Here is a 19,166-nt window from a genome sequence, read left to right as displayed (position 1 = left end):
CGGTTACGAAAAGAGACCAACTCTCGAATCGGAACCCAGGAGTAGAGTCATGACCATCCTCGTCACCGGCGCCAACGGCCAGCTCGGCCGCCTCGTCGTCGATTCCCTCCGTCGCCGGGCACCGGCCGCACCGCTGGCGGTCAGCGTCCGCGATCCGGGCAGGGCCGGCGACCTAGCGGATGCCGGCATCGATGTCCGGCACGGCGATTTCGACACTGCGGACACCCTCGCGCGGGCATTCGCCGATATCGACACCCTGCTGATCGTCTCGGGAGACGCCCCGGTCGAGGCCCGGATCCGGCAGCACCGCACCGCCGTGGACGCCGCCCGGGCCGCCGGGGTTGGCCGTGTCGTCTACACCAGCTTCGTCGACCCGCGACCCGACAGTCCGTTCCCGTTCGCCGCCATCCACGCCGACACCGAGGTCTATCTGAAGGCGAGCGGGCTGGCTTACACGCTGCTGCGCAACGGGGTGTATGCCGACAACCTCCTGGGTTTCGTCGGCCGCGCCCTGGAATCCGGCACTCTCGCCGCACCGGCCGGCGACGGCAAGGTGGCATTCATCAGCCGTGCCGACCTGGCGGAGGCGACCGCCAACGTCCTGCTGGGTGACGGTCATGTCGGCCGCACCTATGAACTGACCGGTCCTGCGGCCATCGGCTTCCAGGACGTCGCCGACGCGGTATCGCGCCACACCGGTCGGGAGATCGCCTACCGGTCGATCCCGACGGCGGCCTTCGAGGATGGCCTGACCCAGGCCGGGCTGCCGCCGTTCATGGTGACAGCGCTCGGCGGGATGTTCCGCTCGGTGGCGACCGGCGACTACCGGACCGTCACCACCGACGCGGCCGGCCTGCTCGGCCGCGAGCCGGAGAGCCTCGACGCCGTTCTGGCCCGCGCGCTCGATTGACCCGGCGGCACGGCGGCCGGCTACAGCCGGTCGCCCTCGCGCCGCTTCAGGTTCTGGGCGGTCTCGTCCGCCACCGCCTGGTCCTTGCGGGCCTGCTCTTCGGCGATCCTGGCGAGCCGGGCGTCGTGGGTGATCTGGTAGCGCTTGAGCTCGGCGAAGGCGGTCCGGACCTCCTCGCGGGCGGCTTCCACCGCGGCCTCGGCGTCAGCGACCAGCTGATCGGCGGCCTGGCGGCGCGCGATCATCTGCCGAGCGTAGGCACCGTAGGTACGCGCGCCCTCGACCGACTGCGCGGCGGCGGCCTGCTCGGCCGCGAGCTCGGCATCCAGGGCCGCCCGGCCGGCGCGCGCCACCTCCAGGCCCGACTCGAGCCGCGACAGCGCCTTGCGCTTTTCGTCGAGCTGCTGCTCGGACAGCCGGATCAGGGTGTCGAACGGCCGCATCGGCTAGTGCTCAGCCGTCCGCGCCGTTGCCGACGCTTCCATCGCCTTCCAGGATCTCCGCCAGCCGGGCATAGCCGTCGTCCAGCTCGGCCTGCTCGTCCTTGTCCTGCGACAGGAACGCCTCCAGCGCGTCGTGATACTTGATCGACTCGTCGACCTGCGGGTCGCTGCCGCGGCGGTAGGCCCCGAGGCGGATCATGTCGGCCATGTCCTCGTAGGTGGCCATCAAGGCCCGGGCCCGGCGGACCAGGGCGTTCTCCTCCGGCGTGTTGCAGCCCGGCATCATGCGCGACACCGAGCGCAGGATGTTGATCGAGGGATAGCGGCCGCGGTCGGCGATCGCGCGCTCCAGCACGATGTGGCCGTCCAGGATGCCGCGCACCGCGTCGGAGATCGGCTCGTTGTGGTCGTCGCCCTCGACCAAGACGCTGAACAGGCCGGTGATCGAGCCCTCGCCGACCCCGGGACCGGCCCGCTCCAGCAGCCGCGGCAGTTCCGCGAACACGGTCGGGGTGTAGCCCTTGGAGGCCGGCGGCTCGCCCGTGGCCAGCCCGATCTCGCGCTGCGCCATGGCGAACCGGGTGACCGAGTCCATCATGCACAGCACCTGCTTGCCCTGGTCCCGGAACCGCTCGGCGACCGCCAGGGTCAGGTAGGCCGCCTGCCGGCGCATCAGCGGGCTCTCGTCGGAAGTCGCGACCACCACCACGCTGCGCCGCATGCCCTCCTCGCCGAGATAGTCCTGGATGAACTCCTGGACCTCGCGGCCGCGCTCGCCGATCAGCCCGATGACGAAGACGTCGGCGCTGGCGAACCGCGCCAGCATCGCCATCAGCACCGACTTGCCGACCCCGGAGCCGGCGAAAATGCCCATGCGCTGGCCGCGGCAGATCGACAGGAACTGATTGATCGCGCGGACTCCGACGTCGAGCTTCTCGCCGACCCGGTTGCGCTTGTGCGCCGGCGGCGGCGAGCCGCGCAGCGCATAGGGCTCGTTGCCCTCGGGCAGCGGTCCCTTGCCGTCGACCGCCTCGCCCATGGCGTCGATCACCCGCCCGAGCCAGCCGTCGTCCGGATACACCACCGGCTCGGCGTCGGAGATCTGCGCCCGCGAGCCGATACCGACTCCTTCCAGCGCGGCGAACGGCATCGCCAGCGCCCGGCCGTCGCGAAACCCGACGACCTCGCAGGTGACCATGCGGTTACCGCGCGCCTGCACGTAGCAGCGGTCGCCGATCGACAGCGCACGCTCGACACCGCCGATCTCGACCATCATGCCGAGCACCGCCGTGACCCGGCCGTAGAGGCGGAACTCCGGCACTTTCTCGATGTCGCTGGCGAGATGGCGCAGCAGGGTCGCCACGGTGTCCTCCATCGGTCCGACGCAACCGTGAGATTACCACGCCCGATCGCGCTTAACGAATTCCTCCCGCCGCGTTAACCTTTCTTTTAAAGGAGCGGACGTAAGGTGGGGTCCAACGCACTCCTCAGGGAGATTCGGCCATGCGCATCCTACTCGTCGAGGACGACGCTTCCACCGCCCGCTCGATCGAGCTGATGCTGAAGGCGGAGAACTGGATCGTCGACGTCACCGACCAGGGCGAAGACGGTCTCGAGATCGGCCAGCTCTACGACTACGATCTCATCCTGCTGGACCTCATGCTGCCCGACATGGACGGCTACGAGGTGCTCCGCCGGCTCCGCCAGGCCCGGGTGCGCACCCCGATCCTCATCCTGTCCGGCCTCGCCGAGCTCGACGCCAAGATCAAGGGCCTCGGCTTCGGGGCCGACGACTACGTCACCAAGCCGTTCGACCGTCGCGAGCTGGTCGCCCGCATCCAGGCGATCGTGCGCCGCTCCAAGGGCCATTCCGACTCGGTGATCCGGACCGGCAAGCTGACGGTCAACCTGGACACCCGTTCGGTCGAGGTCGACGGCCAGCCGATCCACCTGACCGGCAAGGAGTACGGGATCCTCGAACTGCTGTCGCTCCGCAAGGGCACCACGCTGACCAAGGAGATGTTCCTGAATCATCTCTACAACGGCATGGACGAGCCCGAGCTGAAGATCATCGACGTGTTCATCTGCAAGCTGCGCAAGAAGCTGTCGTCGGCGACCCACGGCGACAACTACATCGAGACCGTGTGGGGGCGCGGCTACGTCCTGCGCGACCCGTCCGAGGCCGAAAGCACGGCCGCCTGAGCGCCGGCCGCGCATCGGGACTTCCTTCCGCGCGGCCAATCGCCTACCTGATTGCCGGGCCGGCGCCGACGGCGCCCGCCGGATCAACGGTGATCGGGTTGCCGGAATGAAAACGGACATCGTCGTCGTCGGCAACGGGCCGACGGCCCGCCTGGCGTTCCTGGCTCTGAACGGCCTCGGCCTCGAGGTCGTGGCGGTGGCTCCGGCGGACGATCGACGGAGCGACCCGCGGACCACCGCGCTGATGCCGTCCAGCGTCCATGCGCTCGACCGGCTGGGCATCGACGTCCGTCCCCGGTCGACCGCGCTGACCGAGCTGGTCGTCGAGACCACCGGGCCGCTCGGCCTGGTCTCCGAGCGCTTCACCGCCGACGACGCCGGCGAGCCGTTCCTGGCCCAGAACCTGTTCGTCGCCGACCTGATGGCGCTGATGCCGATCGCCGACCCGGTCGATTCTGACGCCGCCGCGCTGGCGTTCGAGGCCACCCGCACCACCGTCCTGACCGCCGATGGCGACCGCATCGAGGCGCGCCTGGTCGTGGCGGCGGACGGGGTCGGCTCGACCATTCGCGAGCAGGCCGGAATCACGCTGCGCCGCCGCACCCTCGACCGCCACGCCTACTGCGCGCCGGCCGAGCTGGAGCGTCCGCACGCCGGGCTGTGCATCGAGCGCTACGACGACATCGGCACCGTGACCGTGATTCCCGTGGGCGAACGCGACGCCTCGCTGATCACCATCGTCGAGCCCGGACAGGCGAACGCCCTGGCCGCCCTCGACGGCGCCGCCGCGGGCGCCTGGCTGAGCCGGCGGCAACCGGCTTACGGCGCCATCCGGATCACCGGCCGGCCGGCGCTGTTCCCGCTGTCCATCGGCTGGGCCCCCGAGCCCGCGCGCAACCGGGTGGTCGCGGTCGGCGAAGCCGCCCATGTAGCGCCGCCGATCGGCGCCCAGGGCTGGAACATGGCGGTCGCCGACATCATGGCCCTGCGGGCGGTGCTGCAGTCCGCGCAGGCTGCCGGGATCGACATCGGCTCGCCTCGCAGCCTCGACGCCTACGCCCGGCGGCGGCGGCCCGACCTGGCCGGACGCATGTCGGCCATCGGAATGCTCGCCGGGATCGCGACACGAAGCGACGGGCCGGTCGGCCTGATGCGCCAAGCGGGGCTGCTGGCGCTGTCCGGCTTCGGGGGAGCGAAACGCAAGCTTATGCGGACCGGCCTGCGCTGAAGCGACCGCCGCCGGCCAGGAGGCGCGGTCAGCCCGCCGCCCGCATGTTTCCGGACTTCTGGGTCACCCGATAGATGCCGCGCTGCGACGGCACCGGCTCGAACCGGTCGGTAATCCCGAGCACGGTCTCGGCGCCGCCCAGGAACAGGGTGCCGTCCGGGGCCAGCTGGTCGGCGATGCCGGCCAGCACCTTGGTCTTGGTCGGCTGGTCGAAATAGATCAGGACGTTACGGCAGAACACCACGTCGAACTGGCCGAGCGACCGCGGGTGCTCCAGCAGGTTGAACTCGCGGTACTGCACCTGACCGCGGATCGCGTCGTTGAGCTGCCAGCGGTCGCCCTCCTGCTTGAAGTACTTGACCAGGAGGGTGATCGGCAGGCCTCGCTGCACCTCGAACTGCGAATAGGTGCCGGCCTTGGCCTTGGCGATCATCTCGGAGCAGAGATCGGTCGCCAGGATCTCGATGCGCCAGCCGGCCAGCTTCGCCTGCATCTCCGAGAACATCATGGCCAGCGAATACGGCTCCTGGCCGCTCGAGCAGGCGGCGCACCAGATCCGGATCCGCTTGGCCGAGGCACGCGCCGTCATCAGCTGCGGCAGCACCACGTCGCGCATCAGATCGAACGGCTTGAGATCACGGAAGAACAGCGACTCGTTGGTGGTCATGGCGTCGACCACGTCCTTGCGGAGCTTGCCGTCCGGCCTGGTCCGCAGCGCCCCGACGAGCTGGTCGAGATTGCCGAAGCCCCACTTGCGGGCGACCGGCTGAAGGCGGTTCTCCACCAGATACGCCTTCTCCGGCGTGATCACGAGGCCCGACTGCTCCTTGAGCATCGTCGCCATCATCTGAAAATCCGCCGTGTTCATGCCGCCCGCCTCATGGTTTGCTTCTGCACCCAGGCCGCGATGTCACCGAGCGGTAGAACCGCGGTGCACAACCCGGCCCGGGCGACCGCCCCCGGCATTCCCCACACCACACTGGTCGCCTCGTCCTGGGCCACCACCGTGCCACCGGCCTCCACGAGGCCGCTGCACCCCTTCTGACCGTCATGGCCCATACCGGTCAGGATAACCGCCAGCGCCCGCCCGCCCCAGACCTCGACGATGCTTCGCAGCATCGGATCGACGGCCGGACGGCAGAAATTCTCCGGCGGTCCCTGGTCCAGCTTGATCACCGCGCTGGCCGGCGTTCCCGTCACCCGCATGTGGTGGTCACCGCGCGCCAGGTGGACCCGTCCCGGCACCACTGGCATGCCGTCGGTCGCCTCGACGCATTCCCAACCGGTCGAGCGCTTGATGTGCTCGGCAAGGATGGTGGTGAAGGTCGGCGGCATGTGCTGGGTCAGCAGGATCGGCAGGCGCAGGGTCTTCGGCAGGTCGCCGAGGAACTTGAACAGCGCCTGCGGCCCGCCCGTGGAGCTGCCGACGGCGATCACCTGCGGCAGTTCGCGGCCGGCCGGGCGCAGCGCGATCGCGCCGCCGGCGGCAGCCGGCGCGGCCGTCCGGGCCGCGATCGGGGCCGCGGACGCCGCCGGAGCGGCTCGGCGCTCGGCCGAGAACAGGCGCTTGCCCGGCAGCCTTTCGCCACGCCTGGTTCGCCGGTTGTTGCCGAACGCCTTGACCTTCGCGGTCAGTTCCCGCTTGAAGGCGTCGGCACCGCTCAACTCGCGGGTGCTGGACGGCTTCGGGATGTAGTCCTTCGCACCGAGCGCCAGGGCCCGCAGCGAGATGTCGGCGTTACGTTCGGTCAAGGTCGACGCCATCACCACGGCGATGTCGCGGTCGGCCTCGATCAGCTTCGGCAGCGCGGTCAGCCCGTCCATGCGCGGCATCTCGATGTCGAGAACGATCACCTCGATCTTGCCGAGGTTCTTCTCGAGCGTGCTCACCGCCATCTGCCCGTCGCTCACGGACGCCACGATCTCGATTTCCGGGTCGGACTCGAGCGTGCGCGCGAACAGGCCGCGGATGACGGCCGAATCGTCCACCAGCATGACCCTGTAGGGGTCGGCGGCGCGTTCCGGCTTGGACGGGCCCATGGCCATCAGAGCAGACCAACCTGCTGAAACTTCGTCTCGATGATATCGCTGTCGAACGGCTTCATGATGTACTCGTTCGCCCCCTCAGAGAGCGCGACCTGGATGTGGGCGAGGTCGTTCTCCGTGGTGCAGAACACCACGACCGGCTCGCCGCCCCCCGGCATCCGGCGCAGCTCGCGCAGGAACTCAATACCGTTCATGACCGGCATGTTCCAGTCCAGCAGGATGGCGTCCGGGAGCTTCTGGGTGCAGGCCTCGAGCGCCATCGCCCCGTCTGCCGCCTCGGAAATCTCGAAGTCGAGCTTCTCGAGGATTCGCCGGGCAACCATCCGGACGACCTTGGAGTCGTCGACGACAAGACAGGACTTCATCGGGGATCTCCCATCGGAGGCCTTGGTGTCACGCTCCTGGCCCAAGCCGGCATCACGCCGCCTCGACCCGCACGAAATCGAGCAGGCTCGGGACATCCAGGACGACCAGCAGGGTGTCCTTGAGGCGGTAGATGCCGGTCGACACCTCCCGCACCCGCGAGCTCATGGTGGGAGGATGACTCTCGAAATCGTAGTCGTACAGGGTCAGCACCTCGCCGACGCCGTCGACGATCAGGCTGTACAGCTCGCCCTGGTGCTCGACCACGACGCTCATGGTCTCGGCGTCGGCCGGCAGCGGGTCAAGCCCGAGCCGGCGACGGACCTGGATCGCCGTCACGATCCGGCCGCGAAGGTTGAGCGAGCCGGCCACTTCCTTCGGCGCCAGCGGGATCCGGGTGATGCGCTGCGGGCCCAGCACGTCGTGGACCAGCAGCACCGGGATGCCGAAGGACTGCTTGCCGATGGTGATCGAGACGAACTGACGGGCCTCGGTCGTGGCAGGGAGCCGGGTCCTGGTCGTCGCCGGCAGCGTGTTGTTGCTCATGCGCAGTCTCCTCGATCAGGCGCCGACGGTCTGGGCCAGGGTTTCCAGCAGGGCCTCGCGGTCCAGCTTGGCGACGTAGTCCGTGAAGCCGACCTGTCGGCCGCGCTCCAGATCCTCGCTGGTCGTGTGCGACGACAGGGCCACGATCGGAACCTCCGCCCACCGGCTGTCGGCGCGCACCGCCTCGGCCAGCTGGAAGCCGTTCATCCCGGGCATCTCGATGTCGCTGATGATGGCGTCGAAGCTGTCGCCGCGCTCGCACAGGGCCAGCGCCTGCTCGCCGCCCTCGACCGCGGTCACCTCGTAGCCGGCGACCGACAGCAGCGGGGTCAGCAGGTTGCGGAAGAACGCGCTGTCGTCGACCACCAGCAGCCGGCGGCCGCGGGTCACCGCGAGCGTCTCCTCGCTGCTGTGATCGAACCAGTCGCCGAACGCCTTGGTGAGATAGTAGCCGGCGTCGATCACCTCGGTGGCCTTGCCGGCGATCACCGCGCTGCCCATCAGCGACGGCGAGTCCGGCCGGACCTCGACGTTGATCCGGTCCTCGACGATGTCGACGATCTCGTCGACCACCAGCCCCATCGACCGGTTGTTGTCGGTGAACACCAGGACCGGCTGCCGGCCTTCGCGCTCCAGCTTGGTCCGCTCGTCCATCGGGATCAGCGGCATCAGCTGACCGCGGTACTGCACCAGCGGATGGCCTTCGGAATACTCGACCGTGGCCAGGTCGATCTCCTCGAGACGTGCGACCAGCGACAGCGGCACCGCCTTCGGAGTCGGATCCCCGCCGCCGCGGAACAGCAGCAGCGAGACCGTCGCAACGCCGATGCCGCGATGATCGGCCCCCTCCTCGACGGCGGTCGCGTCGGTGACCGTGATCTCGCCGGTCGCCTGGGCGATGCCATTCGGGTCCAGGATCATGATCACGCTGCCGTCGCCGAGGATGGTGTTGCCGGAGAACATGGCGATGTGGCGCAGGATCGGTGCCACCGGCTTCACCACGATTTCCTCGGTGTCGAACACCCGGTCGACCAGGATGCCGAAGGTGTAGGTGCCGACCTGGGCGACGACGATAAACGTCTCCTTGCCGCTGCGCTCGTCACCGTCCGGCCGGTCGAGGTTGAGCAGGCGCTCGAGCGAGACCAGCGGCAGCAGGCGGTTGCGCAGCCGCAGCACCGGCGTGCCCTGCACCTCCTCGATCCGGTGCTCGCTGTCGGCCGACGCCCGCACCAGCTCGATGACACTGAGCTGCGGGATCGCGAACCGCTCGCCGCAGGCCTCGACGATCAGCGCCGAGACGATCGCCAGGGTGAGCGGGATCTTGATGATGAACTTCGAGCCGCGGCCGAGCTTCGACTGCAGCTCGATGGTGCCGCCGATCTTCTCGATGTTGGTCCGCACCACGTCCATGCCGACGCCGCGCCCGGAGACGCTGGTGACGACCGCCGCGGTCGAGAAACCGGCCCGGAAGATGAACTGCTGGATCTGCTGCTCGGTCATCGCCTCGGCCTCGAGTTCCGAGACCAGGCCGTTGGCGATCGCCTTCGCCTTCAGCTTCGCCGGATCGAGCCCGCGACCGTCGTCGGAGATCTCGATCAGGATGTGACCGCCCTCGTGATAGGCGTTCAGCGTGATCCGGCCGTTCTCGGGCTTGCCGATCGCGGTCCGGGCGTCCGGCGTCTCGATGCCGTGGTCGGCCGAGTTCCGGACCATGTGCGTGAGCGGATCCTTGATCAGTTCCAGCACCTGCCGGTCGAGCTCGGTGTCGGCCCCCAGCATGACCAGGTCGATCTTCTTGCCGAGCTCGTGCGCCAGGTCGCGGACGATGCGCGGCAGCTTCGACCAGGCGTTGCCGATCGGCTGCATGCGGGTCTTCATGACCCCTTCCTGCAGCTCGGAGGTCACCTGGCTGAGACGCTGCAGCGGCACGGTGAACTCGCTGTCCTTCTCGCGTCGCGCGATCTGCAGCAGCTGGTTGCGGGTCAGCACCAGCTCGCTGACCATGGTCATCAGGTTCTCGAGCAGGTCGACGTTCACCCGGATGGTCTGGGCGGCGACGGCGCTCTCGCGCGGTCCCTCCTCGGTCGGCGGACTGCCCTCGGACGACACGGCGACCGCCTTGGACTGGGCCGGAACCGGGGGCTGCGCCTTGGCCGGTGCCTGCGCCGCCGGGGCGGGTTCCGGTTCGGGCTCCGGCGACGACGTCTCGAAGCTGTCGACCTCGGTCTCCCGGAACACCCGCTCCAGCTCGTCCAGCGGGACCTCGCCCGGACGGGTACCGATCACTTCGGCGCCCGGCGGCAGGGTGTCGTCGAGCTCCGGCTCGGCTTCCGGCTCCGGTTCGGCAGCCGCCGGGGCCGGCACCTCGGCGCCCTCGGCCAGGGCGTTCAGGCGGGCGATCAGGTCGCCGTCGTCGCCCTCGGGCTCGGCCTCGGTCGCCTCGAGCGCAGCCAGAAGGCCCTTGATGCAGTCCAGCGACTCGAGCACCAGGCTGATCGCCGTCGGCGTGACCACGAGTTCGCCGTCGCGGATCTTGCCCAGCACGTTCTCGCTGGCGTGGGCGACGGATTCCAGTCGCGGCAGGCCCAGGAACCCGCAGGTCCCCTTGATCGTGTGGACCAGCCGGAAGATGTTCGACAGCAGCGCCTGATCGTTCGGGTTCTGCTCCAACCGCACCAGCTCGACGTCGAGTTCCGACAGGCTCTCGGCGGTCTCGGTCAGAAATTCGCTCAGAAGCTCGTCCATTATCCATCCCCACCTACTACCGCCTGCGAACGAGGCAGGCATTCTCGGTCCGACGGTAGCGACGCGGCTCCTAAAGAACGGTTAATAAGGTTAAAGCCGCACGCCCGCCAGAGGGTCCTTTGGAATCCTCAGGACGACTCGCCGAATCCGATCGACACGGTCGGCGGCGAGACGGCGTCGACCGCGAGCTTTACGCCGAAGCGCCGGGCGTTCGCACACACCGTGGCGGCCAGCACGGTCCGCTCGTCCCGCGCCTCGGCGCTGCCGTCCAGCATCCTCACGATCTCGCCTTCCAGCGAAGCCCCCTCGCCGTGGCCCGAGACCGTGACCGAGCCGTCGCCGACCGATGCCGATACCCTGCCCAGGCGCGGCAGGCAGTCCGCGATCACCGCCACGGTTCCCAGCAGGACCTTGACCGTGCCGGTCTGGGGCGTCGGCGCGCCGCTCGCCCCCGAGATCGCCCATTCGATCCGCCGGCTCGCCAGGTAGCCCCGGGCGATCCGGTCGGCCTCGGCGAAGCCGTGCCCGGCCGAGCTGCCGGCGCCGCCGAACGCCATCCGGAAGAACGTCAGCCGGTCGGTCGCCTGCTCGGTGCTGTGGGCAGCCAGATCCATGGCGTCGGCGCCGACGTCGTCGGCGCCGAACTCCTTCAGGAGTTCGAGACCGTTGCGCGCCGCCCCGATCGGACTGATCAGGTCGTGGAACAGGCGCGAGAGCAGCAAGTCCAGGTGACCGGGAGAGAAATCCAAGCCTGCCACTCCTCCATGTCCGACCCGGGCGGACCGGGCGCCGGCCCGAGTCGCACCGACCCGAGTCGCACCGGCCCGAGGCGCACGGACTCGGCGCCCGACGAACTATTAGCACGACCGGTTGCACGGTCGAAACCGGCTCCCGCCATGGGCTGCCGCCGGCGGACCGTCCGGGGTTCGAACCGGCGACGGCGGGGGATCGCCGCAACGGCGAACCACTGGTACGGTGCATACTAGATTTGCGGGGTGGATGTGCATTGCGGAAAACGCGGAGAGCACATGACCGACTATCTCAGTCCAGGTTCCTTCGTCCGGCTCGACGGTCGTCCCGACTGGGGGGTCGGCCAGGTCCAGACGGTCGTCGGGCCTCGCGTCACCGTGAACTTCGAGCACGGCGGGAAACAGTTGATCAACACCGACCGGGCGAGTCTGATCACCGTCGATAATGAGACATTCGGCCGATAGAAATTCGGTCTAATGGGCGGCACCAAGAAACGGCCGCACGACGGAGGAAACCATGACGGGTACCGGAACCGCCGACGCGGTTCACCGGACCGACCCGGCTGAGACCCGCGACCGCAGCTTCGGCGGTGGCGGCGGGCGTCGCAAGGGCCGACCGTTCAACAAGGGGCGGCAGGTCGACCCCGCTGCGCTCTCGGAAGTCCGGGACGTCCTGGCCGACCGGCCGCGCCGGCGCGATCTGCTGATCGAGCACCTGCACGCCCTGCAGGACCGCTTCGGACATCTGTCGGCCCGCCACCTCGCCGCCCTCGCCCACGAGATGCGGCTCGCCATGGCCGAGGTCTGGGAGGTCGCGACCTTCTATGCCCATTTCGACGTGGTGAAGGAGGACGCGGCCCCGCCTCCGGCCACGACCATCCGGGTCTGCGACAGCCTCAGCTGCGCGCTCGCCGGCGCCGAGGATCTGATCGCCGCCCTGCGGGAGCGGCCCGACGCCGACGTCCGCGTGGTCCGGGCGCCGTGCATGGGAGCCTGCGACAAGGCCCCGGTCGCGGCAGTCGGGCATCGGCTGGTCGAGCATGCGGCGGCGGCCTCGGTCCGTGACGCCTCGGCGCGCCCCGATCCCGCACCGACCATCGAGCCGGTCCGTCACGCCGACTACCGCGCCGGGGGTGGGTACGCGCTGCTCCGGCGCTGTCTCGACGGCCGGCTGACCCCGGACGCGGTGATCGCGGAGATCGAGAAGGCCGGCCTGCGCGGGCTCGGCGGCGCCGGGTTCCCGACGGCGCGCAAGTGGTCGCTGGTCCGTGCGGCCGAGGGCCCGAAGCTGATGGCGGTGAACGCCGACGAGGGCGAGCCCGGGACCTTCAAGGACCGCTGGTTCCTGGAACGCGACCCGCACCGCATGCTGGAGGGCGCGCTGGTCGCCGCCTGGGTGGTCGGTGCCGAGGCCGTCTATATCTATCTCCGCGACGAATACCCGGAGATCCACGCCGTCCTGCACGACGAGATCGCCGCCCTGGCGGCGGCCGGCCTGACCCCGCATACCGAGGTGCATCTGCGGCGCGGCGCCGGCGCCTACATCTGCGGCGAAGAGTCGGCGATGATCGAGAGCATCGAGGGCAAGCGCGGCCTGCCCAGGCATCGCCCGCCCTACGTCGCCCAGCGCGGCCTGTTCGACCGGCCGACCCTGGTCAACAACGTCGAGACCCTGTGGTGGATCCGCGACATCGTCGAGAACGGCGGCGACTGGTTCGCGGCCCTGGGGAAGCCAGGGCACCCCGGGCTGCGCAGCTACTCGGTGTCCGGCCGGGTGAAGAACCCGGGCGTGAAGATGGTCGCGGCCGGCACCACGGCCCGCGAACTGATCGAGCAGCACTGCGGCGGGATGCTCGAAGGCCATGCCTTCAAGGGCTACCTGCCGGGCGGCGCCTCGGGCGGCATCCTGCCGGCCTCGATGGCCGACCTCCCGCTCGACTTCGGCCAGCTGGAGAAGCACGGCTGCTTCGTCGGCAGCCATGCCGTTGTCATCCTGTCCGACCGCGACGACATGAAGGACGTGGCGCTCAACCTGCTGCGGTTCTTCGAGGACGAGAGCTGCGGCCAGTGCACGCCGTGCCGCACCGGCACCGAGAAGGCGGTGGCGCTGATGGCCGGCGGAAGCTGGGACCGGCCGCTGCTCGAGGAACTGACGGCGGTGATGCGCGACGCCTCGATCTGCGGCCTCGGCCAGGCGGCCGGCAACCCGATCCTGAGCGTCATGAAGTTCTTCCCGGAGGACCTGCGATGACCGAGGAGACCACGCCGGAGACCATCCGCTTCGAGCTCGACGGCCGAACGGTCGAGGCCCGGCCCGGCGAGACCATCTGGCAGGTCGCCGACCGGCTCGGCACCGAGATCCCGCATTTGTGCTGGAAGCCGGCGCCCGGCTACCGGGCCGACGGCAACTGCCGGGCCTGCATGGTGGAGATCGAGGGCGAGCGCACGCTCGCCGCCTCCTGCGTCCGCACCCCGGCCGCAGGCATGAAGGTCCGCACCGCCTCGGACCGGGCGAAGACCGCCCGCAGCCTGGTCATGGAGCTGCTGGTCGCCGACCAGCCGGCGCGCGCCGAGGCCCACCAGCCCGACTCCACCCTCTGGCGCTTCGCCGAAGGCCAGGGCGTCGAGTCGAGCCGGTTCCCGGCCCGCGACGCCGCCGATGCCGGCATCCAGGGCGACGGCTCGCACCCCGGCATCGCGGTCAACCTGGACGCCTGCATCCAGTGCAACCTCTGCGTCCGCGCCTGCCGCGAGGTCCAGGTCAACGACGTCATCGGCCTGGCCTGGCGCGGGCACCGGGCGAAGATCGTGTTCGACTTCGACGACGCCATGGGCGCCAGCACCTGCGTCGGCTGCGGCGAGTGCGTGCAGGCCTGCCCGACCGGCGCCCTGATGCCGAAGACCGCGCTCGACGAGTTCGGGCTGTTCAAGGGCAAGGCCGACCGCCAGGTCGAGAGCGTGTGCCCGTATTGCGGCGTCGGCTGCCAGCTCACCTTCAACGTCAAGGACGACGCCATCGCCTGGGTCGACGGGCGCGAGGGGCCGGCCAACGCCAGCCGGCTGTGCGTCAAGGGCCGCTACGGCTTCGACTACGTCGCCAACCCGCAGCGCCTGACCAAGCCGTTGATCCGGCGCGACGACGTGCCGAAGTCGGCCTCGCTGCCGATCGACCCGGCCAATCCCTACACCCACTTCCGCGAGGCGAGCTGGGACGAGGCGCTGGACCGCGCCGCCGGCGGGCTGAAGGCGATCCGGGAGAAGCACGGCGGGGCGGGGCTGGCCGGCTTCGGCTCGGCCAAGGGCTCGAACGAGGAGGCCTACCTGGTGCAGAAGCTGGTGCGCGCCGGCTTCGGAACCAACAACGTCGACCACTGCACCCGGCTGTGCCACGCCAGCTCGGTGGCGGCGCTGATGGAGACCATCGGCTCGGGCGCCGTCACCGCCGGGTTCCGCGAGGCCGAGAACGCCGACGTCATCGTGGTGATCGGCGCCAACCCGACGGTCAACCACCCGGTCGCCGCCACCTTCATCAAGAACGCGGCGAAGCGCGGCGCCAGGCTGGTAGTCCTGGACCCGCGCGGCCAGGCCCTGACCCGCCACGCCACCCACATGCTGCAGTTCAAGCCGGGCAGCGACGTCGCCCTGCTGAACGCCATGATGAACGTGATCGTGACCGAGGAACGGTTCGACCGGCAGTACATCGACGGCTTCACCGAGGGCTTCGAGGCACTGAAAGCCAGCGTCGCACCGTTCACGCCGGAGGCCATGAGCCCGATCTGCGGCATCGCGCCGGAGCGGATCCGCGAGGTCGCCCGGCTGTACGCCGGGGCCGAGCGGGCGATCATCTTCTGGGGCATGGGGGTGTCGCAGCACACCCACGGCACCGACAACGCCCGCTGCCTGATCTCGCTGGCGATGATGTGCGGCCAGATCGGCCGGCCGGGGACCGGCCTGCACCCGCTGCGCGGCCAGAACAACGTCCAGGGCGCCTCCGACGCCGGCCTGATCCCGATGTTCTTCCCCGACTACAAGTCGGTCGAGGACACCGCCGTGCACGCCCGCTACCGGGAGTTCTGGGGGGACGGGCTGGACCCGAAGAAGGGGCTGACGGTGGTCGAGATCACCGACGCCATCCACGCCGGCACCATCCGCGGCGTCTACATCATGGGCGAGAACCCGGCGATGTCCGACCCGGACCAGCACCACACGCGCAGCGCGTTGGAGAAGCTCGAGCACCTGGTGGTGCAGGACATCTTCCTGACCGAGACCGCGGCGTTCGCCGACGTGGTGCTGCCGGCCTCGGCATTCCCCGAGAAGTCCGGCACCTTCACCAACACCAACCGGCAGGTGCAGATGGGCCGGCAGGCCATCGATCCGCCCGGCGACGCGCGACAGGACTGGTGGATCGTCCAGGAACTGGCCCGGCGCCTCGACCTGGGCTGGGACTATGCCGGTCCCGCCGACGTGTTCGCCGAGATGGCACAGGTCATGCCGTCGCTCGCCAACATCTCCTGGGAGCGGCTGCAGCGCGAGGACTCGGTCACCTATCCCTGCCCCGGCCCGGACCAGCCCGGCAAGGGCGTGATCTTCGGCGACGGCTTCCCGACCGCCAGCGGCCGCGGCAGGTTCGTGCCGACCGACATCCTGCCGCCGGACGAGGTCCCGGACGCGGCGTTCCCGCTGGTGCTCACCACCGGCCGCCTGCTGGAGCACTGGCACACCGGATCGATGACCCGGCGCGCCAGCGTGCTCGACGCCATCGAGCCCGACCCGCACGTGCATGTGAACCCGGACGACCTCGGCCGCTGGGGCATCGCACCCGGCGAGCAGGTCCGCGTGGCGACCCGACGCGGCGCCATCGAGTTGGCCGCCCGCAGCGACCCGAACCTGCCCGAGGGGGTGGTGTTCATCCCGTTCTGCTTCACCGAGGCGGCGGCGAATTTTTTGACCAACCCGGCGCTCGATCCGTTCGGTAAGATCCCCGAGCTGAAGTTCTCGGCCGCCCGGCTGGAGCGCGCCGACGAGGCGGCGCTGGCCGACGCGGCACAATAGGGAGAGTGGCGTGACGGTGACCTCGGGGGCGACGGCCTCGGGCAAGGTTCTCGAGACCATCAGTGCCGGGGTCGCCGACGTCGCCTCGGGGCGGGTCGTGGTCGGCTTCAACTGGACGGCGGTCGAGGGACCGGCGGCGATCGGGTTCGCCGCCACGCCGGGCCGGGCCGACGGCGCCACGACGACGCCCGACACCGGAAGCTACGGCGGCCGGTCGCTGGCCGAACTGGCCCGCCTGACCGGCTCCGACAACCCCTACGAACGGGCGATCGGCATCGCCGCCTGCAACGCGCACTGGAACGTCGACGCGGCCGATCTCGATACCGGCGACGGCCTGACCGGTATCCCGAGCGAGGGGCGCACGGTGGTGATCGGCCGGTTCCCGGGCCTGGCGGACAAGCTGCCGGGCGCGGTCGTGCTGGAGCGCAACCCCGGGCCCGACGACCTGCCGGCCGACAAGGCGCCCGAGGTGATCCCCGGCAGCACCCGGCTGATCGTCACCGCCTCGACCCTGGTGAACGGCACCGTCGACGGGCTGCTGGCGCTGGCCGGTCCAGCCACGGAGGTCACCCTGGTGGGACCCGGCACGCCGCTCTGCCCGGCGCTGTTCCGGCTCGGCTTCCGCCGGCTGGCGGGCTTCGTCGCGACCGACCGCGAGGGCTGCCTGAAGGCGATCATGGAGGGCGCCGGCGCCCGCGCGTTTCGCCGCTTCGGCCGGGCCGTGGTCCGTCAGCAGGGCGGCTGAGCCGTCACTCGGCCCGGCAGCCGATCCGCTCGGTCGCGTTGAACACCACCAGGGTCTGGCCGACGTTCATCGTCACCCAGCAGTCGTCCCACTGCTTGCGCGACTTGGCCTCGACCTGCACGGCGTTGGCGCCTTCGGCGTTCACGAAGCGCACGGTACCCTTCTCGCCGGCCGAGACCTTGACGTAGTCCTTGGTCCAGAACTTCACCCGCACGTTGGCCTCGGTCGAGCTCTCGTTGCGGACGTAGATCTCCGACATCGGCGGGCCCTGGGGCTCCTCCTCCCCGCAGGCGGCGAGAACGGCGGCGAGGGCGATGACGGGAAAAACTGCAGCGCGATTCATGTGATGAATCGTGCGCGAACTCCGGCAATCGCGCAAGAGTCATCCTTGATTTGTCTTTACATCGCGGCATTTTCACTGCGCCGCCGGACGTTGAGCCTACCCAGGTATGCGCAGGCATTGGACATAATCGCGCAGCTGTCGTCTTTCCTGAGGACCGTCAGGACGTTGCCGCCAGAACTGGCGTCGGAGAAGCCCCTACCCGGCCAGCAACCGTTCCGCCGCCTCCAGCTCGTCCGGTCGGTTGACGTTGAGGAACGGGTCGAGCGGCTCGACCGGCCAGTCGGCGACCGCGAGACGGTAGTCCGCGGTGAACACGTCGACCTTGCGGACGTCGCGGCCGATCAGCGCCTCGCGCAGCGCGCCCCGCAGCGACACCGGCCACAGCCCGAACACCGGGTGGTGCCGACCGCCGGACGACGCGCAGGCGATCTCCGCCCCCGCGTCGTCGAGTGCGGCCGTCAGGCGCGCCACCAGATCCTCGGGAAACGCCGGCGCGTCGGTCGGCACCGTGACGATCCAGTCGACACCGGCCTGTTCAATACCCGCCTGCCCGGCCGCCCAGTCCAGCCCGGCCAGCACGCCGGCCAGTGGCCCGGCGAAGCCCTCCACCGGGTCGGCCACCACCGGCAGGCCGCAGCCGGCGAACCGCGCCGGGTCGCCGTTGGCGTTCAGCACCATGCGGCCGACCTGCCCGGTCAGGCGCCGGATCGCCCGTACCAGCAGGGTCTCGCCGCCGAGGGTGCGCAGGCACTTGTCGCCGCCGCCCATGCGCCGGGCCTGGCCGCCGGCCAGCAGCACGCCGGCGATCCGTTCGACCGGGACCGGCATGTCAGGCGTCTTCCGTGACGCTCGCCTTGCGGCGGCTGCGGCTGTCCTCGTCCTCGACCCGCGCCGGGTCGGCGTCCCACACCAGCCGCTGCTCGCCGGCCAGCACCACGAAGCGCTTGCCCTTCATCCGGCCGATCAGGGTCAGCCCGGCCTGGCGCGCCAGGTCGACTCCCCAGGCGGTGAAGCCGGAGCGCGAGACCAGCGCCGGAATCCCCATCTGCACCGTCTTGATGACCATCTCCGAGGTCAGCCGGCCGGTGGTGTAGAACAGCTTGTCGTCGGCCGACACCCGGTTCAGGAACATCCAGCCGGCGATCTTGTCGACGGCGTTGTGGCGGCCGACGTCCTCCATGTAGACCAGCGGCCGGTCGCCCTGGCACAGCACGCAGCCGTGGATGGCGCCGGCCTCCAGGTACAGGCTGGGGGTGGTGTTGATGCGCTTCGACAGCGCGTACAGCCACGCGGTGTGGACCTCGGTCCCGGGCAGGACGACGCCCTCGATCTTCTCCATCAGGTCGCCGAACACCGTGCCGACGGCGCAGCCCGAGGTGCGGATCTTCTTCTTCAGCTTCTCCTCGTAGTTGGTGGCCCGCTCGGTACGGACCACCACGACCTCCAGGTCGTCGTCGTAGTCGATGCCGGTCAGCCGGTCGTCCGGCCGCAGCATGTTCTGGTTCAGCAGGTAGCCGACCGCCAGCTCGTCCGGGCGGTCGCCGATGGTCATGACGGTCACGATCTCCTGGCTGTTCAGGTAGATCGTCAGCGGCCGCTCGTTGACCACGGCGATCTCGACCGGCCGACCCTCATGGTCGAGCCCGGAGACCCGGGTGGTCAGGCGCGCATCGCCCGGCTCGGGCGCGACCAGATAGGGGGCGGTGCCTGGGTTCGCGGTGCCTGGGTTCGCGGTGCCTGGGTTCGCGGTGCCTGGGTTCGCGGTGCCTGGGTTCGCGGTGCCTGGGTTCGCGG

General features: G+C 69.9%; 18 protein-coding genes. 7 read left to right on the top strand and 11 right to left on the bottom strand.

Annotated features, from left to right (window positions below; genetic code table 11):
- Positions 1-49: 49 nt before the first annotated feature.
- On the top strand, positions 50-910 hold the full coding sequence (locus tag IE246_RS23595) for an SDR family oxidoreductase (protein ID WP_189994321.1): 861 nt from the start codon (positions 50-52) through the stop codon (positions 908-910).
- Between the two features lie 20 nt (positions 911-930).
- Here IE246_RS23595 and IE246_RS23590 read toward each other — a convergent pair whose 3' ends face one another.
- Both IE246_RS23590 and fliI read right to left on the bottom strand, forming a co-directional pair.
- Positions 931-1,353: a flagellar FliJ family protein gene (locus IE246_RS23590; RefSeq protein ID WP_189994319.1), complete on the bottom strand. Its 423-nt coding sequence runs from the start codon at positions 1,351-1,353 to the stop codon at positions 931-933.
- A 10-nt stretch (positions 1,354-1,363) separates the two neighbouring features.
- The gene (gene fliI, locus IE246_RS23585) at positions 1,364-2,716 is read right to left on the bottom strand and encodes a flagellar protein export ATPase FliI (RefSeq protein WP_189994317.1); all 1,353 of its coding nucleotides are present in this window, start codon (positions 2,714-2,716) and stop codon (positions 1,364-1,366) included.
- 140 nt (positions 2,717-2,856) lie between these two features.
- Here fliI and ctrA point away from each other — a divergent pair, with 140 nt between their 5' ends.
- The gene (ctrA, locus tag IE246_RS23580; RefSeq protein WP_189994314.1) at positions 2,857-3,555 is read left to right on the top strand and encodes a response regulator transcription factor CtrA; all 699 of its coding nucleotides are present in this window, start codon (positions 2,857-2,859) and stop codon (positions 3,553-3,555) included.
- Positions 3,556-3,661: 106 nt separating this feature from the next.
- Positions 3,662-4,783 carry an FAD-dependent monooxygenase gene (locus tag IE246_RS23575; protein WP_189994312.1) on the top strand — a complete coding sequence of 374 codons (1,122 nt, stop codon included), beginning with the start codon at positions 3,662-3,664 and terminating at the stop codon, positions 4,781-4,783.
- A 28-nt stretch (positions 4,784-4,811) separates the two neighbouring features.
- Here the strand turns inward: IE246_RS23575 and IE246_RS23570 are convergent, their stop codons facing one another.
- The 6 genes from IE246_RS23570 to IE246_RS23545 form a co-directional block, all read right to left on the bottom strand.
- Complete coding sequence (locus tag IE246_RS23570) at positions 4,812-5,651, bottom strand: CheR family methyltransferase (RefSeq protein WP_189994310.1); 840 nt, start codon at positions 5,649-5,651, stop codon at positions 4,812-4,814.
- Positions 5,648-6,823, bottom strand: a complete 1,176-nt coding sequence (locus IE246_RS23565) for a protein-glutamate methylesterase/protein-glutamine glutaminase (RefSeq protein WP_373297904.1) — start codon at positions 6,821-6,823, stop codon at positions 5,648-5,650. Before IE246_RS23565 ends, IE246_RS23570 begins: the two co-directional genes overlap by 4 nt.
- 5 nt (positions 6,824-6,828) lie before the next feature.
- On the bottom strand, positions 6,829-7,194 hold the full coding sequence (locus IE246_RS23560; protein WP_189994308.1) for a response regulator: 366 nt from the start codon (positions 7,192-7,194) through the stop codon (positions 6,829-6,831).
- A 52-nt stretch (positions 7,195-7,246) separates the two neighbouring features.
- The gene (locus IE246_RS23555; protein WP_189994306.1) at positions 7,247-7,738 is read right to left on the bottom strand and encodes a chemotaxis protein CheW; all 492 of its coding nucleotides are present in this window, start codon (positions 7,736-7,738) and stop codon (positions 7,247-7,249) included.
- 15 nt (positions 7,739-7,753) lie between these two features.
- Positions 7,754-10,483, bottom strand: a complete 2,730-nt coding sequence (locus IE246_RS23550) for a hybrid sensor histidine kinase/response regulator (protein ID WP_189994303.1) — start codon at positions 10,481-10,483, stop codon at positions 7,754-7,756.
- A gap of 128 nt (positions 10,484-10,611) precedes the next feature.
- Entirely contained in the window at positions 10,612-11,232 is a 621-nt protein-coding gene (locus IE246_RS23545; RefSeq protein ID WP_189994301.1) for a histidine phosphotransferase family protein, read from the bottom strand.
- A gap of 279 nt (positions 11,233-11,511) precedes the next feature.
- Between IE246_RS23545 and IE246_RS23540 the strand changes: the two genes are divergently transcribed.
- The 4 genes from IE246_RS23540 to IE246_RS23525 are packed head-to-tail and all read left to right on the top strand — an operon-like array spanning position 11,512 to position 17,029.
- Positions 11,512-11,697, top strand: coding sequence for a DUF3553 domain-containing protein (locus IE246_RS23540; RefSeq protein WP_189994298.1), 186 nt, complete (start codon positions 11,512-11,514; stop codon positions 11,695-11,697).
- Between the two features lie 52 nt (positions 11,698-11,749).
- Complete coding sequence (locus IE246_RS23535) at positions 11,750-13,483, top strand: NAD(P)H-dependent oxidoreductase subunit E (RefSeq protein ID WP_189994296.1); 1,734 nt, start codon at positions 11,750-11,752, stop codon at positions 13,481-13,483.
- Positions 13,480-16,284 (top strand): formate dehydrogenase subunit alpha, encoded by a 2,805-nt coding sequence (gene fdhF, locus IE246_RS23530; protein ID WP_189994294.1) that lies wholly within the window; start codon positions 13,480-13,482, stop codon positions 16,282-16,284. Before IE246_RS23535 ends, fdhF begins: the two co-directional genes overlap by 4 nt.
- Before the next feature lie 10 nt (positions 16,285-16,294).
- A complete protein-coding gene (locus IE246_RS23525; RefSeq protein ID WP_189994292.1) occupies positions 16,295-17,029 on the top strand; it encodes a DUF364 domain-containing protein in 735 nt (244 codons plus the stop codon).
- 4 nt (positions 17,030-17,033) lie between these two features.
- On the opposite strand, the gene IE246_RS23520 is transcribed toward IE246_RS23525, so the two are convergent.
- The 3 genes from IE246_RS23520 to IE246_RS23510 form a co-directional block, all read right to left on the bottom strand.
- Positions 17,034-17,372 (bottom strand): hypothetical protein, encoded by a 339-nt coding sequence (locus IE246_RS23520; protein ID WP_189994290.1) that lies wholly within the window; start codon positions 17,370-17,372, stop codon positions 17,034-17,036.
- A gap of 195 nt (positions 17,373-17,567) precedes the next feature.
- Positions 17,568-18,200 carry a molybdenum cofactor guanylyltransferase MobA gene (gene mobA, locus IE246_RS23515; protein WP_189994288.1) on the bottom strand — a complete coding sequence of 211 codons (633 nt, stop codon included), beginning with the start codon at positions 18,198-18,200 and terminating at the stop codon, positions 17,568-17,570.
- Between the two features lies 1 nt (position 18,201).
- The gene (locus IE246_RS23510; RefSeq protein WP_189994565.1) at positions 18,202-19,065 is read right to left on the bottom strand and encodes a formate dehydrogenase accessory sulfurtransferase FdhD; all 864 of its coding nucleotides are present in this window, start codon (positions 19,063-19,065) and stop codon (positions 18,202-18,204) included.
- Positions 19,066-19,166: the final 101 nt, after the last annotated feature.

It is taken from the genome of Thalassobaculum fulvum, from assembly GCF_014652915.1.
Classification (GTDB): domain Bacteria; phylum Pseudomonadota; class Alphaproteobacteria; order Thalassobaculales; family Thalassobaculaceae; genus Thalassobaculum_A; species Thalassobaculum_A fulvum.
This window is presented reverse-complemented; position numbering and strand designations above follow the sequence as displayed.

Coding starts and splice junctions, on each gene's coding strand:
- IE246_RS23590 (WP_189994319.1), bottom strand. CDS start 1,353: ATGCGGCCGTTCGACACCCTGATCCGGCTGTCCGAGCAGCAGCTCGAC.
- IE246_RS23570 (WP_189994310.1), bottom strand. CDS start 5,651: ATGAACACGGCGGATTTTCAGATGATGGCGACGATGCTCAAGGAGCAG.
- IE246_RS23520 (WP_189994290.1), bottom strand. CDS start 17,372: ATGAATCGCGCTGCAGTTTTTCCCGTCATCGCCCTCGCCGCCGTTCTC.
- IE246_RS23565 (WP_373297904.1), bottom strand. CDS start 6,823: ATGGGCCCGTCCAAGCCGGAACGCGCCGCCGACCCCTACAGGGTCATG.
- IE246_RS23535 (WP_189994296.1), top strand. CDS start 11,750: ATGACGGGTACCGGAACCGCCGACGCGGTTCACCGGACCGACCCGGCT.
- mobA (WP_189994288.1), bottom strand. CDS start 18,200: ATGCCGGTCCCGGTCGAACGGATCGCCGGCGTGCTGCTGGCCGGCGGC.
- IE246_RS23550 (WP_189994303.1), bottom strand. CDS start 10,483: ATGGACGAGCTTCTGAGCGAATTTCTGACCGAGACCGCCGAGAGCCTG.
- IE246_RS23540 (WP_189994298.1), top strand. CDS start 11,512: ATGACCGACTATCTCAGTCCAGGTTCCTTCGTCCGGCTCGACGGTCGT.
- IE246_RS23555 (WP_189994306.1), bottom strand. CDS start 7,738: ATGAGCAACAACACGCTGCCGGCGACGACCAGGACCCGGCTCCCTGCC.
- fdhF (WP_189994294.1), top strand. CDS start 13,480: ATGACCGAGGAGACCACGCCGGAGACCATCCGCTTCGAGCTCGACGGC.
- ctrA (WP_189994314.1), top strand. CDS start 2,857: ATGCGCATCCTACTCGTCGAGGACGACGCTTCCACCGCCCGCTCGATC.
- IE246_RS23560 (WP_189994308.1), bottom strand. CDS start 7,194: ATGAAGTCCTGTCTTGTCGTCGACGACTCCAAGGTCGTCCGGATGGTT.
- IE246_RS23575 (WP_189994312.1), top strand. CDS start 3,662: ATGAAAACGGACATCGTCGTCGTCGGCAACGGGCCGACGGCCCGCCTG.
- IE246_RS23595 (WP_189994321.1), top strand. CDS start 50: ATGACCATCCTCGTCACCGGCGCCAACGGCCAGCTCGGCCGCCTCGTC.